The organism is Nocardia macrotermitis (genome assembly GCF_009604405.1).
In the GTDB taxonomy this organism is placed as follows: Bacteria; Actinomycetota; Actinomycetes; order Mycobacteriales; family Mycobacteriaceae; genus Nocardia; species Nocardia macrotermitis.
This window is the reverse complement of sequence record NZ_WEGK01000002.1, coordinates 384,037-402,001: the sequence shown is the minus strand read 5'-3', so window position 1 is coordinate 402,001 and position 17,965 is coordinate 384,037. Positions and strand designations below refer to the sequence as shown.

9 protein-coding genes are annotated in these 17,965 nt (G+C 63.2%); 8 read left to right on the top strand and 1 reads right to left on the bottom strand.

The genetic code is table 11. The annotated features are described in order from the left end of the window. Positions 1 to 6 precede the first annotated feature (6 nt). Positions 7 to 1,974: an N-6 DNA methylase gene (locus NRB20_RS05580; RefSeq protein ID WP_153408122.1), complete on the bottom strand. Its 1,968-nt coding sequence runs from the start codon at positions 1,972 to 1,974 to the stop codon at positions 7 to 9. A gap of 233 nt (positions 1,975 to 2,207) precedes the next feature. Between NRB20_RS05580 and NRB20_RS05575 the strand changes: the two genes are divergently transcribed. The 8 genes from NRB20_RS05575 (at position 2,208) to NRB20_RS05540 (ending at position 17,428) form a co-directional block, all read left to right on the top strand. Continuing rightward, complete coding sequence (locus NRB20_RS05575) at positions 2,208 to 2,573, top strand: DUF732 domain-containing protein (RefSeq protein WP_153408120.1); 366 nt, start codon at positions 2,208 to 2,210, stop codon at positions 2,571 to 2,573. Between the two features lie 54 nt (positions 2,574 to 2,627). Then, entirely contained in the window at positions 2,628 to 4,238 is a 1,611-nt protein-coding gene (locus tag NRB20_RS05570) for a DUF6119 family protein (RefSeq protein ID WP_194289733.1), read from the top strand. Between the two features lie 60 nt (positions 4,239 to 4,298). Further along, positions 4,299 to 5,600: a DNA sulfur modification protein DndB gene (locus NRB20_RS05565; RefSeq protein WP_227833224.1), complete on the top strand. Its 1,302-nt coding sequence runs from the start codon at positions 4,299 to 4,301 to the stop codon at positions 5,598 to 5,600. Between the two features lie 154 nt (positions 5,601 to 5,754). Further along, complete coding sequence (locus NRB20_RS05560) at positions 5,755 to 8,640, top strand: helicase-related protein (RefSeq protein ID WP_153408116.1); 2,886 nt, start codon at positions 5,755 to 5,757, stop codon at positions 8,638 to 8,640. A 2-nt stretch (positions 8,641 to 8,642) separates the two neighbouring features. After that, on the top strand, positions 8,643 to 13,238 hold the full coding sequence (locus NRB20_RS05555) for a DNA methyltransferase (RefSeq protein ID WP_153408114.1): 4,596 nt from the start codon (positions 8,643 to 8,645) through the stop codon (positions 13,236 to 13,238). A 91-nt stretch (positions 13,239 to 13,329) separates the two neighbouring features. Continuing rightward, complete coding sequence (locus NRB20_RS05550; protein WP_153408112.1) at positions 13,330 to 15,309, top strand: hypothetical protein; 1,980 nt, start codon at positions 13,330 to 13,332, stop codon at positions 15,307 to 15,309. A gap of 179 nt (positions 15,310 to 15,488) precedes the next feature. Further along, the gene (locus tag NRB20_RS05545; RefSeq protein ID WP_153408110.1) at positions 15,489 to 16,820 is read left to right on the top strand and encodes a tetratricopeptide repeat protein; all 1,332 of its coding nucleotides are present in this window, start codon (positions 15,489 to 15,491) and stop codon (positions 16,818 to 16,820) included. Then, on the top strand, positions 16,817 to 17,428 hold the full coding sequence (locus tag NRB20_RS05540) for a 2'-5' RNA ligase family protein (protein ID WP_194289732.1): 612 nt from the start codon (positions 16,817 to 16,819) through the stop codon (positions 17,426 to 17,428). The genes NRB20_RS05545 and NRB20_RS05540 overlap by 4 nt, the downstream gene beginning before the upstream one ends. Positions 17,429 to 17,965: the final 537 nt, after the last annotated feature.

Here is a 17,965-nt window from a genome sequence, read left to right as displayed (position 1 = left end):
CCCCCTTTACCTTTCGCTACCGGATGCGGGGGTGAGCGCACCCGCGGTCAATCCGGTGGTGATCAGTTCGACGGCTTGCTCGGCCGCCTCGTCCGCCCTGCGCGCGGCCGTCCGCAACAGGAACAGTTGCCGGAACACCGCGCCGTACCGACATTGCTCATCGAGCGTGAACACCGGAACCCGCAGTCGGCTCGGATCGAACCGCACGGTGGATGTTCTTGTCGCCGAGATATTTTCGGCACCGGTCAGGAATCCGGCCAGGAACCACGGGTCCAGCCGCCGGGTGTCGACCCGCAGGAGATGGACGTGCGCGCCGAGCAGCACACCGGCGTCGGCCGACGTGGCGACGCGCGCGATCCGGCCGCCACCGCGTGCACTACGCACCGCGGGCATCAGAACGTCACCGGAGCGCACCTCGACAGGTTCGTCGGGCGCCGAGCCGATATCCCCGGACGCGAGATCCCCCTTCGCCACATCCGGCGCGGTCAGCACTCGCCACACGTCGCCGGTACCCGTCTCCGATCGCGGTGGTGCGGCCCGAAACCATTGCAACTGACCATGATTGGCCAGATCAGCGACGGTGACGAACCTCCGCGTCTGCCCGTCGGATTCCATGCAACCGGGCATCGCGTCGACGACACGACCCAATTCCGCGGTGGCGGCATTCAGATTGCCGAGCGACAGGGCGACCTGCTGGGACACCGCCGTCGAATCGAGTGCGGACCGCACATATCGAGCGGGGGTGAGATCGATGTCGTCGTCGAGCAGATCGACCAGCCGCACCACGGCCGAAGTCCCCGACTCGGCCGCCGAATCCGGATTCGCACCCTCGAAGGTTCGCCACATCTCGACCACGGCCTCGCGATCGAGTCGCTCACCGTCCGAATGCACCGCGGCGCCGGTGGCATCGACGAACAGCAGTGAATCCGGCACCGCGGCACCGGGTTCGGGCCGCCGCAGGATCCAGATCTGCAACCCGACGTGCCACGGTTGCGCGATTCCGGGCACCAGGCCGATCACCGCGCGCAGGGCTCCGGTGCGCACCAGATTCGACCGGATCTTGCGTCCGGAGGTCCGGGTCGCGACCGCGGGCGGCAGCAGCAGCACCGCAACCCCGCCGGGCCGCAGATGTGCGAGCGCGTGCTGCACCCAGGCGAGTTCCGGTTCGCCGCGCGGCGGCAACCCGTGATCCCAACGCGTATCGAAGGCCAATTCTCCTGAGCCCCAATCTCGTTGGCCGTAGGGCGGATTACACAGCACCGCGTCGACCAGGAGTCCGGGATGGGCGTCGGCGGTCAGGCTGTCACCGGCCAGCACGGTCGGTCGCACCGAGGTCTCTGCCTCGATCAGCAGCCGGGTGCGTTGCACCTGAACCGGGAGCGAATCCTGACCGTACAGTTCGTCGGCCCCCTGCTGTGCGGCCGCGAGCAGCAGGGATCCGCTGCCGCACGCCGGATCGAGCACACTGCGCACGGTGGGCGTGGTCGAGGACCGTGCCAGAGCTGCCATCGCCGACGCGACACCGGTCGGGGTGATGTAGACACCGGTCGCGGTGGCTTCGTCCAGGGCTCGTTCGGACAGAATGTCCAGAACGGCGCGCGCCCCGTCGACCGCCACAGCCGCGCCTACCGCCGCGACGACCTCGGCCGCCAGTTTCCCATCGGCGACGCCGGGGGCGGACCAGGTGTCGCCGGATCGGCGCATGGCCGTCATGACCTCGGTGATCGCCTGGGGTGTCGCGCGCGACCGCACCAGTGTGCGCAGCTGCGCCGTCGGCGACTCCGCCGCTTCGACATTGTGTTCTACCAGCCACTTTCGCACCGCATGCAGATCGAACAGCGGCCTGGTCTCACTCCCGTCGACCGGATCGGGGAAGTCCTCGTGCCGCCGCCGCCAGTTGCTGACCGTCGCCCGGGTGACCCCGGCGAGCCGGGAGATCTCCGCGGCACTGATCTTCGATACGGGTTCGGACATACCCCTCCTCTGAAGGTCCTGCTCACACCATGCGTGACCGTTGACCAAAAATCAATCTCCAAATCACAATTGACAATGTTTTCAGCTCATCATACTGTTTGCATCAGCGCCGCGAACGCGCCGGAACGTACCGGCTCGGTCCCGATCAGCTCATCTCCCGACCCGGCGACAACCGATCCGGTTGCCGTCCGAATCCACACGACTCCAACCGTTTTCACCCCTCAGGAAGCATCATGAACACCGCACGTACCTTCGCGTCCCTACTCGCCGCCGCGGCCACCGCCGCCCTGCTCACCACCACCGCCTCGAACGCCTTCGCTGCCCCGGACACCGGCTCGGCCTCGGGCTCGAGCGGTTGCGGCACAAGAAGTTCGGCCGATCAGCTGTTCCTGAACAGCTACGCCGAGGCATACGACACCTGCGACAGCCAGGACGCCGCGATCCAGCTCGCTCGTGCCGAATGCAATTGGCTTCGCGCATACGGGAATTCGGCCCACAACCAGATCGTCATCGCCGAACGCTCCCGCCCGAGCGTGAAGTATCCGTACATCTTCCTCGACGCCGCCATCACGGCTTACTGCCCGCAGTACGAGATCTGAGCCATCAGGGCCCCGGTCGGCTGCCTCGAACCCCATCACGGAAAGGAACGCATGATGTCTCGCCGAAGTTCGATCTCCAAACGCATGAATCTCTATCGCATGGCCGAAGATACGGCCCTCCCGGAAGCACTTCGAGAGCAGTACCGGGAGCCCTCGGAGAAGTTCGCCGTCCGGCCGGTCGATGTCGCCGGATCCAGGGCACTGCTGGTCGAGGGCGCTTTCGAAGGCCCGAGCGCGTGGACCGAGGACATATCGCGGCTGGCCGAGGTCGAGGTGTCGCAGGACAACCGCTCACCCGGTGCGGTCCTGGTCATCCAGGACAACTTCGGGGCGCTGTGGGCGTTGACCTGGGGTGTCGGCTTCCAACTGCTCGATCAGGAGAAGGTCGACTTCCGCTTCGGAACCAGGGTTCTGGCCCGCTCGGCCCTGCCGCGGGAGATCAAGTCGATCACCCGGTCGGTCCTGGGTCACCGGGCCCGCGTCGACCACACCGTGCTGCCCGGTGGCAGCACGACGCGCGGGTTCGGTGTCGACGGGTACGGCGAGATCATCAACCGGGTCGACGCGACCGCGCGGATCCCTGGACTGGCTTGGGGCAATGCACCGATTCGGTTGCACGCCAAGGATTCCCTGAGTCTGCCACTGGGCAGGCGGCCCGAAAGGCTGGTGGCGGATCTGCAGGTTCTGAACAAGTTGCTGGACGAGCCGGTCCTGCCCGGTCTGGAAAGTATCGAGCGACTGGTCGCCTTGAAACCGAAGGATCCGATGGTCGCCGAACTGAACAACCGCCTCGCCACGCGGCTGCTGGGCAAGTCCGATGAGCCGATCGGCATCAGCTGGCCGCACGCCCGCGCGGGCATGTCGAATCTGATGGAAAGCTGCCGGGTCCGCGGCCTCGGCCGGGCTGGAGACCGCGAGGACATCCCCGAGATCGACGAGGTGCTGACCTGGTTCACCGGGAAGGACCCGCAGTCCGTGCTGCGTGGTCTCGGATCGATCTCGCTGGAGATCCACAACGAGCAGGACCCCGGCGCGACAACCCCGGTCTCGACCTCGCTGCTGCTGCGCCACTGGTTGGCCTTCGAGGTGCGCGAGCACGCCAGCCGCTACTGCTTCCGTGACGGACTCTGGTATCGCATGGACGACCGTCACGCGGAGCGGATCGATCAGCGAGTGACCGAAATCCTCGCCGCGAAGAGCTCGATCCCCTTTCCGCCCTGGCTGCCGGGTGTCGAGGAACGGGCGTACAACATCGACGCGGCGGCAGCGATCGACGGCTATTCGCTCGACCGGAACCTGATGCGCACCGCCTTGCACACCCACGGCATCGAACCGTGCGACATCCACCTCCGGCCCGGCACCTTCATTCACGTCAAACGCGGCCGCGGATCCTCGGACCTGAGCCACCTGTTCGCCCAGACCCTGGTCTCCTGGGAAGCACTCACCTACGACGAAACCGCAAGGGCCGCATGGCTGGAGAAGATCTCACAGCAGGTCGGCAGTCCGGTTACCGACGCGACGATCGACGAGGTGGTGATCGCCATCGGCAAGGTGAAGCCGATCACGACGGACTCCCTGTTCACCTTCTCGAAGGTGAACCTCGTCAAACAGTTCGACCTGCTGCGCGATGTACGAGTTCGCATCGCCTGGATCCCGGAGAGCTGAACCGTCCGGATCGCGTGTCACGCAGCGCGTAACGGTTTCGCTCCACGAACCGAGAGAGCGATGTCCGAGCTTCAACCATCATCGAACAGATCCTCCACCGGATCTCGGAATCTCTACCGTTTCAGGGGGTTTCACATGTCAGACAACCATATGGGGCTGATGGAGCACGACGGCCTCGACAACGCACTGAAGGCCGCGTCCGCCGACGCCGCGGCGGCAGGGGCACGGGTGTTCCCCTGCACCGTCTTCCAGCAGGGCCGGCGCACCATGATCTCCACATCGTTCCCGTATTCCTTTCTCACCCGCCAGGTCGTCTCCGAATCGGTGGAGAAAGGCGGCGATCCCGCGAACACGACGAACCGGCCGCTGCTGACCGATCACGTCAAGAACATCAACGCCTACGTGCGCGACAACGCCGAGAACTACATCCTGCCGCCGGTGACGCTCAATGCCCGCCAACTTCCCGCTCTGCACGTCCCGCGCGGCAACTTCAAGAACCGCCTGGGCTTCATGGTGATCGGCGACAATGTCAGGTTCTACGTCACCGACGGCCAGCATCGCATCACCGCGATCAAAGGCCACGGCTCCGGCCGCGGCGCTGTACCCAGCTTGGTCGATTTGGATTGCGGCTTCGAAGACGACAGCCTCGCGGTGTTGATAGTCGTCGAAGACGAGCTCAAGCGGATTCACCAGGACTTCGCGGATGCCGCACAGACGAAGCAGATTCCGGCGAGTCTGCTTGCGGTGTACAACACTCGCGAGCCGGTCAATGGTGTCCTCGCCGACCTGGTCGACCGGACCCAGCTCTTCCGGGGTCGTATCGATGCCACGTCCAAGACGCTGCCGAAGGCTTCGCAGTCGGTCTTCCTGCTCAACCAGGTCCGGCAATTCGTCAAGGAACTGCTGTTCGCCGACTACGCCCTCTCCGAGGACTCGGTCGCTCGTCATAGTGCCCAACAGTTGGCCGACGAGTCCGCACGTGAAGAGTTCGTGACCGATGCGGTCACTTTGATCGACTCGCTGTCGGAGCATATGGACCCGTGGCGGGAAATCTGTGCCCTGCCGATCACCGGCGGGCCCGCGAACCAGGTTACGAGCTTCCGAGAGCAGTATCTGAACATGACCGCGACCGGGTTGGTCGTCATCGGACGGGTCGCCTACGAGATCCGCAAGAGCCCGGATCCGGTATGGCGAAAGGAGATGTACCGGAGGCTTGCGACGCAGGTCGATTGGCGTCGAAACGCACTGATCTGGCGGGGGAACGTCATGACTGCGGACGGCAAACTATCAACCACTCGTGTCCCGGTCCGCGATGCCGCAGACCGAGTGATGACCGAGCTGGGCTTGAAATCAGCGGTCTGAGAACGATTGCGCCGACCGGACGGCGTGTCGCTTCGGTCGGCGCGAAGACCGCCACCAGCCGAAGCGACATCCGGCCGAATCCAGGTGTCACATGACGTCCACAACCGCCGATACTGGTTTGGTCCGCCCACCCCGACCCGCAGGAGCACTGTCGATGACCGTCGCCGAACAGCCCGATACCTTCGAGGTAGCCCCCGGCTCGATCGTCGTTGTCCGCGACGAGGAGTGGCTGGTCACCTCGGCCGAACAAGGGTCCGACGGCTGGTTGTTACGGGTGCGCGGGCTGTCCGAACTGGTCGCCGACACCACGGCGACCTTCTACCGCAGTCTCGACGACATCGAGGTGCTGGATCCGGCGAAGGCGCATATCGTCCCCGACGGGTCTTCCGGCTATCGCGATTCCCGGCTCTGGCTCGAGTCACTGATGCGCAAGACCCCGTTCCCGTACGGTGATCAGACGCTGACGGTCGCGACCCGCATGCTCGCCGACTCACTCGGCTACCAGCGAGCCGCTGTCGCGAAAGCTCTGGACCCGCAACATATTCGGCCCCGCATCCTGTTGGCCGACGCGGTGGGTCTGGGCAAGACTCTCGAGATCGGCATGATCCTGTCGGAGCTGGTGCGACGCGGCCGCGGCGAACGCATCCTCATCGTCACCCCGCGGCATGTCCTCGAACAGATGCAGCACGAGTTGTGGTGCCGTTTCGCGCTGCCGTTCGTGCGCCTGGATTCGGCAGGTATCCAGAAGGTCCGGCAGAAACTGCCGGCGACCCGCAACCCGTTCACCTATTACAAGCGCGCCATCATCTCGATCGACACCCTGAAAAGCCCGCGTTACAAGGCGCATCTGGAACGTCAGCACTGGGATGCGGTGGTGATCGACGAGTCACACAACCTGACCAATGTCGGCACGCAGAACAACGAGTTGGCCCGCATCCTGGCACCCAATACCGAGGCTCTGATCCTGGCTTCGGCCACCCCGCACAACGGCAACGACGAATCCTTCGCCGAACTGCTGCGGCTGCTGGACCCCACGGCGGTGGCGGCCGACGACTCGTTCACCAAGGAGGATGTGCGATCGCTGCTGATCCGCCGCCACCGCCATCATCCGGAAGTCGCCGCCGAGGTCGGCAGCGACTGGGCCGAACGCGCCGAACCCGTGCACCGGCTGATCACCCCGTCACCCGTGGAAGAACTTGTTGCCCAGGAACTTTCACAGGTCTGGTTGCATCCGGAATCGGGACGCTCACCCTATTCCGGTGAGACCAAGGCACTGTTCCCCTGGACGCTGGCCAAGGCATTCCTGTCCTCCCCCGCCGCACTGCGCGAGTCGATCAACCAGCGCCGCAACACACTTCGCGACAAGGGCGGCCCACACGGGCCCGAACAGCGGACCGAACTCGAGGCCTTGAACACGCTCGCCGACCTGAACGACAAGGCGTTCACCGAGTCCGCGGGCAAACAGCAGGCCCTCATCGACCGGCTCCGCGAGATCGGCATCGGACCGAAATCCAGCACTCGCGCAGTGGTTTTCGCCGAGCGCGTCGCCACCCTGAAATGGCTCACCGATCTGCTGCCGATCGCCCTGGGCCTGAAACCGGACGCGGTGGCGATGCTGCACGGCGGCCTGTCCGATACCGAACAGCAGAAGATCGTCGACAGCTTCAAATTGGAGACCTCCCCGATCCGCGTCCTGGTCACCGGCGATGTGGCCTCGGAGGGTGTGAACCTGCACGCGCAGTGTCATCACCTCATCCACTACGACATCCCGTGGTCGCTGATCCGGATCGAACAGCGCAACGGCCGCGTCGACCGGTACGGCCAGAAACATCCGCCGGTGATCTCGTCGCTGATCCTGCAACCGTCGGACCCGGAGTTCTCGGGTGATCTGCGCGTACTGTCCCGCCTGCTCGAACGCGAGAACCAGGCGCACGACGCGCTCGGTGACGTGGCCTCACTGATGGGCAAACACAGTGTGGCAGCGGAGGAATCGGCGATCCGGGATGTGCTGGCGCGCAAGTCGTCCCTCGAGGACCACCTGCGCACGATCGAGGAGGTTGCCGAGGGCGACGACCTGGACGCCTTCTTCGCCGACTTCGATCTCACCGAGGACGACCCGGTCGATCTCCCCGAGGAACCGCGCCACAGCCTCTACGCCGACGACATCGGTTTCCTGGACGAGGCGTTCCGCGCCGCATTCCACGACGTCCCGCACGCCGACCCGGCCGCCGGTGGTGTGGGCTGGACCCGGCACACCAATCACGGTATCGCCGAACTGATTCCACCTCGCGACCTCAAACAGCGCTTGGGTCAGCTGCCGCAGAACTATCTGAGCCAGGGCCGGGTGCTGGAGCGGTTGCTGCTGGCCACCAGCACCGCCGTCGGCAACGCCCAGTTGCGTGCGGCGCGAGAGGGTAAGGGCGTCAACGAGACGACCTGGCCGGAAGCGCACTTCCTCGGTCCCCTGCATCCGGTCCTGGACTGGGCCAGCGATCGGGCGCTCAGCGCCCTGGGCCGCAACCAGATCTTCGCCATCCGCGGCGAGGTCGAGGCGGTCACCGTGCTGCTGATGGGCACGTTGATGAACCGTCGCGGCCAGCTCGTCTCCCGGGTCTTCTCGACCGCCGAATTCCCCAATCCGGAGAATCCGGCGTTCTGCCTGGTCGAACCGATCGAGAACCTGAATTTCCTGACCACCGACACCGGCCTGCGCCCCGGCACCTCGAATCCGGGGCCACTGCGGGATCTGGAACAGCTGCAACCACTCGTTCCCGTGGCGGTCCGCGAGGCCGCGCAGTCGATGAAGGTCGTTCTCGACGCGCAGACCACCAACGCCCAGGAACGTCTGGCGGCCTGGCGGCGCCGCGCGGACCGCTGGCACACCGGCGCCGAACAGCTGGAGTTGTTCAGCGGCAGCCGCAAGAAGGTCGAGAAACTGTCCCAGCGCATCCTCGAAGAACAGCGCCTGGCCGAATCCCTCGCTCCCACACAGCAATTGGTACGTCCCCTGCTCGTCATCGTCCCCGAAAAGGATCAGTGATCATGCCCTCCTTCGATTCCATCGTCGTCGGCGAGGATTGGATCAGCGAGCACTACTTCACCACCGATTCGGTGAAGGAGTCGTTCCACGGCAAGGTCCTGGAACTGCGCAAAACCTGGGACGCCGAGGCCAAGGAGAACCGCTCCACGGTCCGCAGCACCCTGCTGTCGGCCGCCCGCGACCTGCAAACCACCCTGGCCGGCCTGGTCGAGGATCCCCTTGCCACCTCCAAGGCGCATGCGGCGGTGCGCGCCGCCCTGGGTTACCAGGGCGAGTTGACTCCCTTCAGCAGCGAACGCGCCGGCGCCGTGTTGGAAATTCCGAACGCCCAACTGCTCGATGTTCCCAATGTGCTGTTCCTGCAAGCAGATCCGGTCGCCACTCTCGAAGAACTGCTCTCCCCCGAGACCGGCCTGCTCATCACTCCCGCTGTGGCGGATGGCAAGCCGATCGAATCGGTGTCCAAGACGCTCTCGGCCGCGTTCCTCTCCGACAACGCGCCCGCGTTCATCGTGGTCCAGGCCGGGCAGTGGCTGCTGCTCGCCGAGGCCGATCGCTGGCCCGAGGGCCGATACCTGGCCGTGGACCTGCTGGTCGTAGCCGAACGCCGCCACGAGGCCCGGGGTGGCGAAATCGACCGCACCGCAGCCATCTTCGGCTACCGATCACTGAAGGCCGATGCCGACGGCAACATCTGGTGGACCGGCGTCCTGGAGGATTCGGTCAAGCACACGGTCGGCGTCTCCAAGGATCTGCGCGAGGGCATCCGCCTGTCCATCGAGATCATCGCCAACGAGGTCGTGCAGCGCCGCGCCGCGCAGGGTCTGACGATGGAAGGCATCGACGGCAACGAACTCGCCAAACACTCCCTGCGCTTCCTGTACCGAATCCTGTTCCTGCTCTACGCGGAAGCTTCCCCCGAGATGCAGGTACTCCCCACCGGCGCAGCCGAATACGAGGAGGGCTACGGTCTCGACCGCCTCCGCGAACTCACCCTCACCGAACTCTCCACCCACCGCGCCCGCACCGGCACCCACCTCTACGAATCGTTGAAGAAACTCTTCGACCTCGTAGACATCGGCCACCACCCCGTAGTTCGAGAGACCGTCCTCGACGATCCCGCCCCCGGCCTCGAATTCAACTCCTTGCGCGCGGACCTGTTCTCCTCCAAGGCAACCGAGCTCATCGATAAGGTCGGCCTCGGCAATGAAGCCACTCAGCGAGTCCTCGAACACCTCCTGCTCACCAAGGAATCCAAAACCCGCAAGGGCGCCGACCGCGGCTTCATCAGCTACGCCGAACTCGGCATCAACCAGCTCGGCGCGGTCTACGAGGGCCTGATGTCGTATACGGGCTTCTTCGCCGAGGAAGACCTGTACGAGGTAGCCAAGAACGGCGACCCCGAAAAAGGCTCCTGGGTGGTCCCGGTAACCCGCGCCGACCACCTCGCCGAATCCGACTTCGTCCGCGCAGAAGACCCCGACACCCACGAACTGAAACCGGTAGTACACATCAAGGGCGAGTTCGTCTTCCGCCTCGCCGGCCGCGAACGCCAACAGTCCGCGTCGTACTACACCCCCGAGGTCCTGACGAAATTCGTTGTCTCCCAAGCCTTGGAAGAGTTGCTCGACCAGAACGACACCTACACCACCGCCGACGAAATCCTCCAGCTGACCATCTGCGAGCCAGCTCTCGGATCAGGGGCATTCGCCATCGAGGCCGTCCGCCAACTCGCCCGCCAATACCTCACCCGCAAGGAGAAAGAACTCGGCAAACGAGTCGATGCCGACCAAGTTCCGCTCGAACTCCAAAAGGTGAAGGCACACATCGCACTTCACCAGGTGTACGGAGTCGACCTCAACGCCACCGCCGTAGAGTTGGCCGAAATCTCCCTCTGGCTGGACACCATGGTCGCAGGCTTGCAGGCCCCCTGGTTCGGCCTCCACCTCCGCCGCGGCAACTCTCTCATCGGTGCCCGCCGCGCGGTGTACCTACCCAACCAGCTCGCCAAAAAAGCCTGGCTGAAGGCAGTCCCGAAGGACGTACCCCTCGGCGAAGAAATCGGCACAGGTATCCACCACTTCCTTCTGCCTTCAGAAGGTTGGGGCGCAGTCGTGGACACCGCCGAGGCCCGAACCTATGCCAAGGAGAAGCGTGAAGAACTTCGCCTGTGGCGCAACGAGATTCGGAAGACTCCAAGCAAATCGATCATCAAACGACTGAGCGCACTGGCACAACGAGTCGAAACCCTGTGGGATTTCACCCTGCGCCGCCTGACCATCGCCGAATCCGAAATCCGCCGAGACCTGCACCTCTGGGGCCATACCCCAATCGACCACCGCCCCGCAGTAACCCGCGAACAAATCGAAGAGGTCCTCGGCAACCCCAACGGCGCCTACCGCCGCCTACGCTGGGCAATGGACGCCTGGTGCGCACTCTGGTCCTGGCCACTCACCACCGATTTCGCACCGCCGGACTGGGATTCATGGGTCGGCGGCCTCGAAGCCCTACTCGGCGTCGCACCACAGGAAACCCGAGCCGAACGCCGAGGCCAACTCAGCCTCGCAGCAGACGCCACTTGGCAGGAACTGGGCATCGCGGAGGAAAACGACCTCATCCTGGCCCGCGCCGAAAGCGTCGGCCATGCGTACAAGCAGTTCCCATGGCTCTATGTGGCGAAGGGAATTGCTGATCAGCAAGGATTCCATCACTGGGAGCTGGACTTCGCGCCGGTGTTCGCGCGCGGCGGGTTCGATCTGCAAGTAGGTAATCCACCGTGGGTTCGGCCGGACTGGGACGAGTCGAGTGCGCTCGCGGAGTTCGATCCGTGGTGGCAGTTGGCACACAAGCCGTCGGAGCAGGTGAAGCGCGAGAAGTTGCAGGATGCGTTGGCCGACCCCGTCATTCGCGATTCGCTGCTCAACGAACGCGCCGAACAAGCCGGGCAGAACCAACACGTCGCATCCAGCGTCGACCGACCTGTACTCACCGGCCTGCAACCTGATCTGTACCGCTGCTTCATGGAGCGAACATGGCGATCAGCCTCACCGCGCGGCATCGTCTCACTCATCCACCCTGAGAGTCATTTCACCGAAGTGCGGGCGAAAGTTTTGCGCAAGGAGTGTTATCACCGGCTCCGTCGGCATTGGCAGTTCTATAATCAATTGAAAATTTTCTCCGAAATTGGAAATACTCGCCTATTCGGTGTCCATATTTACGGCGCTCGAGAGGAAATCCAATTTAAACAGGCTGCCGCGATTTACCATCCCGATGTTGTAATCCGTTCGTTGTGTCACGATGATGGCGGTCCTACGCCAGGCGTCAAAGATCCCGATGGCCGTTGGGACTTACGCCCTCACGCCCAGCGCATCATCGATGTCCAGGAAGGGGTCCTCGCCGACTGGGCAGCACTACTCGATGAGACCGATACACCCCCCACCGAATCTCGCATGCTTTACCCAGTGAACCGCTCTAGCGCTGAAGTTTTGGACAAGTTCGCTGCCGCTCCACGTCTAACCGACGTCACCTTCCTATGGACCCGCGGTTGGGAGGAAGACCGTGACCGCAAACTTGGTTACTTTGAATCTCACTCAGCTATTCCCGACCGTTGGAACGATGTGATCCTGCAAGGCCCACATCTCACGGTGGCTACCCCTCTATTTCAGCAAGCCAACCCTACTATGCAGAGCCACAAGGACTACTCATCTGTCGACCTTGAAAAAATTTGTGAAGACTTTATTCCGCGCACGAACTACCAGATAGCCCGCCCACTCTCCGACTACACCGCCGCATACCCCCACTGGAATGATGAGCCAAGTTCGGACTTCTTCCGCCTCGCCTGGCGCGAGATGTGCGACGTCGCCACCGTCCGTACTCTCCAATCAGCACTGCTCCCGCCGGGTCCGGCCCATGTACACGCGGTTCACTCCCTTACCTTGCGCAACAACAATCTTGCCTTGGTCGAACTGGCCGGAATCAGCCATTCGATCATCGCCGATTTCATGATCAAGGTCATCGGCAACGCCCACATCAAACCCTCCACTTGGCTACAACTTCCGTTCCCCCAAAACCACCCTCTCAAGCCTAACCTAATCCTCCGCACCCTCCGCCTGAACTCCCTGGTCCAGGCGTATGCCCCTCTCTGGTCCGAGCTCTACACCCCTCCCTGGCAACAGGATTCCTGGGTCCCGGACATCGAAGCCACCTACCCGAACAGGCCAGAACTCGGCGCAATAGAACCGACCTGGACCTGGCACACCCCTCTCCGCAAAGCCGCCGACCGCCGCCAAGCCCTAATCGAAATCGACGCCATTGTCGCCGTAATGCTGAGTATCACCGCTGACGAACTCCTCACGATCTACCGAACCCAATTCCCCGTCCTCCAAAAATACGAACGCGAAGCCCTCTACGACGCCAACGGCCGCCAACTCCCCACCAAACTAGCCTCCGAATACCGCAAAAAAGGCCCCCTCCCCCAATCCGACCTAACCGTAGCCGGCATCACCTACCAAGAGCCTTTCATAGGCGTAGACCGCGAGCACGACATGCAACTAGCTCACGCCCACTTCTCCACGCTTGCCAAGGCATCCGAAGGCTAGTCAGGGACTGCACAGCTCTGTCGACACTCCCCCGGATTTTCAGCAAAAGTTGCGTCTACTATCCGAATCGACTACACGACAGGTTATTCCAGTGACTCCGACTCCCCTCGCTCTCGCTACGAAATCTCGCCGTTCGAATCCCGGCGACGACAACCAGCCATACCGGTCATTCGCTCATTTCGATGCGGATAGTTCGTCACTGTTGATCATCACCCGGGAGTTCGAGGGATGGCTGGAGCGCCAGAAGAATTGGGTTGTCGATCTCAGTTCGACCGGCGCACAAGCCGACAGCAGCCGATCATTGGTTGCTGTCCGTCATTCAGTCGGAAACGCAGATCTACTGCGATTCCGACTCACTGAGGAGCAGTCGGGCACCGGTACATGGACAACCGAGTTCTCCGCCTATGCCCCGGCGCAGGGCGGCACGGGGTGGTTCCTTCTCGAGGTTGGGAACAGTCGCAAGAACTGGGTACAGGCACCCCGCGTTGTCACAAGTCTGGTCGACCTGCTTCCCGTGCGACCGGATGAATCGCAACAGTTGACACCCCAGCCTGCCCAAATAGGCATACACAGCGTGGAGGACCTCGCCACTCGTATAACCGATCCCGACCGCCACGGGTTGATCGTGGTAGCAGGCACCGACGAACGGCTGGATTTCGATCGGTTCTACGAGAAGGTCGCACTGTGGACCCAGCAAGTTGTCGGGCAGGCGGAGGTCGCTGTGCTCGACCCTCTTGCGACCGCTGAACTACGCAATGTTCTCGGTGATACACACGCCGTATCACCTTGGACCATAAGGACTTTCATCCCTGGTGCCGATCCAGCGGAACCCGGGAACCACCGGCAGCACAGGTACCTCGGCACTGGGCCACTCACCGAGCTTTCGACGCACGTACTACAGCGGATACTCGGCCGGACCGCTCGCCGTAATGCCATGCAGCGCAGGCTACCTCCGGATATTTTGAAGTATGTCCGAACTCTGAATCGGGTTGAGAACAATGAGGCCCTGACAAGCCTTCTTCCAAGGTCGACACCGGAGAAGCACACCGAGCTGACCGAAAGCTCAGCTTCACCGGAAGACTCGACTCCATACCGTCCGGCGACTGCGGAAAGTCCGGCACCGCTCAAGAGTCCCGTCGGCGCTGTCGACATCGAAACGCCTGATACCCCGCCTCTCGCTCCAGGGCAGACGCCGATTCCCCCCGCCGCTGCTCCGAAGCAGACTTCGGACAGCACTGCGCAGCAAGCACTGCATCTCGTGATGGAGGTGCTGGGCGTGACGAGTATCGACCGGGCAGAGCTCGAATCGATCAGACACCGGGCCGAGCAAAGCACAGACCGCGATGCCCTGCGCGGTGCCGCAGTACAGCTGGTGAACCAGAAGCAGGAAGAGATCGATGAGCTTAGAGACGAGCTCGCTGAGCTTCACGAGGACGTTCAGTCGTGGCAGCTCGAAGCGGGTGAGGCACAAGAGGATCGGCAGCGGCTCTCTGATGAGACTCGTTGGCTACGCGGGAAGCTCCGAGAGGTCAAGGCATTCGAGGTAGCCAATTCGCTCACGCCGGACTCGGAAATCACCGAATACCCCAACGACTATCACGATCTTCTGAAATTCCTCCGGGACATCGAACACGAAGGCATCGTGTTCACCGGCGATCCGGAGGAATGCCGCTCCTTGGCAGACCACGATCCGCTCTGCACGTCTGCCCGCACCTGCTGGGAGGCAGTGCTCGCCTTGCGCGGGTACATCCGTGCCCGCACCGACGGCGCATGGTCCAGAGGAGTTCACGACTACCTGATGCAACCTCCCGATGGCTACCGCGCAATCTCGGCGAAAAAGCATCGGCCTAAAGAATCGAATCCCACCATGCAGCAGTGGGGTGATCAGCGACGCTTCCCGGTCCCGCTGGAGGTCTCACCTGCAGGAAAAATTGAAATGAAAGCCCACTTCAAGATTGGCACAAACGGTACAATCAGCCCACGCATGCACTACCTCGACCGCTGGTCCCAGGATCACAAGATCTACATCGGCTACATCGGCCGACACCTGAAAAACACCAAGACAAACTGATATTGGTCCCTACGGTCGGGTGCCCGCTGCCGCACTTCTCGGCCGCAAAATCCATCTCCATTGAGGGTAGCGTTCCATTGACGGGCGCTATCACCAGAGTCGAACATCAGAGAGTAGGCAGACCCATGGTCAGAGGGCGGGCGTGGACCGGGTTCGAGGCCGCTGCGTTGCAGGAGGCGATGCGGAAGTCGGTGCGGGACTTCGCATCTCTGCTGGGTATCGAGGCCACAACTGTGGTCAATTGGCGGACCGGGCTTGGGGGTGTGAAGCTGCGGTCGGGTACGCAGGGGATCTTGGATACGACCCTCGACCGGTGGGCGACCGCTGACGACAGGGCTCGGTTCGAGCAGATCGTGGCTGAGGGTGAGGCCGTCTGGCGGCAGAGGCATCGTGGTGCTACCGAGGCGACGAGCCTGACACTGGACAGGACTGCTGTCTCGGCATCTCCAGTTGGCGAGAGCACCTCGACAGTCGACCCGCCGATGCCTTTCCGAGAGTTCGATCGTGAGCCTGGAAAAACCGAGGAGCACAACGACTCTCGGCGGACAGGAGGTCTGATCGATGTGCTCCGCCGGATCCATCAGCTGAGTCGATCGATCAATCCGGAAGTCATTCAGCACCTCCGTGACAGCACACTGCACAACATCGCGCACTACGAAACTCTCGATCCAACGGCGCTGCTGCCGGACCTCCAGCAGCAGCGCATCTGGCTCGATGAGCTGATCGACGAGTGCAGCCACCCGGACCAACGTCGGCAGCTGTACGAAATTGCTTGCGCCACTTCCGGTCTACTCGGATATATCGCGACCGGACGAGGCGAGTTTCCCCTCGCCCGGGCCTACTGCCGGGAATCGCTGCATCTCGGTGATCACGCCCAAGACCGCAACCTCGAGGCGTGGGCGCGGGGGCTCCAGAGCTTTTGCGAGTACTACGCCGGTCGATACGACGATGCGCTTCGTTACGCGGAGCAAGGGCTCGCGGTCGCCCAGGACGGACCGCAGGCCGTGCGGCTCGCGGTGAACTGCGCCGCAAGGGCTTCAGGGAAGCTGGGGAATGTCGGCGGTGTGCATCGAGCGGTCGCTCATGCCTATGAGCTGTTGTCGTACGGCCCAGCGCCGGACGGGGTGCCGTCGAGTATCTCGCTCGATTCCTATAGTCCAGCGCAGGCGGCCGGTAATGCTGCGACAGCGTATCTTTCGCTCGCGATGCCGGATCGAGTCGAGCATTATGTGGCGCTCGCGCTGCCGGAGATGAATGGCACGAATTCACCGTGGGGGCGCTCGCTGGTGATGATCGACTCGGCCCGCTCACACCTCCTGTCCGAGGGACCGGACCTGGATATGGCTACCGACATCATGCTGGACGCACTGGCCTTGACACCAGGTAGGCCGGGGATTCAGATGCAACGGCGAGCAACGGAGTTCATTCGCGCCGCAGAGGCACGATGGGGATCCACGACACCGGTCGCCGAGGTCCGAGACGCACTGGCAAGTGCAGCAAACCCACGATGACCACCGATGATTCATATGACCGGCGTCCAGGCATACTCGGGCACTACTGGTTCCTGACCTTCGGGCATGCGCCCGCGCTCCACGCCATGGCCACAGCCGTCCAGCAAACGATCCCGGTCACCGACTTTGCCCCGGTACCTGTCACCGGCCTGCATTTGACCCTGGACCGAATCGCGCGACCCGAAAAGTGCAGTGCGCAGCAACTCGATTCGATCGCCCGAGCAGCCCAGCACGCATGTCGTGACCGAACGCCGTTCACCGTTCGGATCGCTGGGGTGACCAACCTGCACGGCGCGTTGGCGTTCACGTTCGAGTCGTCCAACCGCATCCGAGAACTGAGCGGAATCCTGCGCGCGGCGACGTTATCCGTGTACCCCGCAGCATCATTCAAGGATTCTCACGCTGCGCCACACATCACGATCGCATATCCGATCGCCACGGACATGTCGGTCGACGCAAGCTCGATCGCCGACAGGATGAATGAGGCAATCGCTGAGGTCGGTGTAGTGATCGCAGAAGCCGAGCTAGTCCTGTTGGAACGCCATCTACACGCTTATTCCTGGACCACAGGGTCCCGAATTCCTCTCGGCAGCAACATCAATCGATAGAGTCCGCGCGTCAACCACTCCGGGGCTCCCTCTCCTTGAAGCATCACTGATTCTGCTTCCGTCTGTCGTAACCGCGGACCGCCGAACGTCGAATGCCGCGCCCTGATCCGGGCAAACGCTCACATTGCGCCACCAATACCCCACCTCTACACGATCGCTACGCCCCTACTCCGTCCAGCAGAGTTGATCAGGTACTCGGCGGCAAGCCGACGTCGTTCTCCGCAGCGACGCACCCGGCTCGGAGCGGCCGGGCGGGGTGGCGAAAGCCCTTGCCGCCGAGTGCCTCCCGGATCCTCCTATCGGAAAGTGCCGATCATGTCCGAAGCGACCGATCCGCCAGGGCCCCTCAAGCGCATTCGGATCGAATCCGGTTCCCTCACAGCGGAATACCGCGCATCCGCCGAGCAGGCTCGGAACGTGGCCGACCGGTTGAGGCACACAGGGCTCGAGCTGACCGTGACCGTCGACGCCGATGTCCGACCGGATCTGCCGCTGCTGCCGTGTGCTCGGTTGTGGCAGTGGCCCGACCACCGAGCA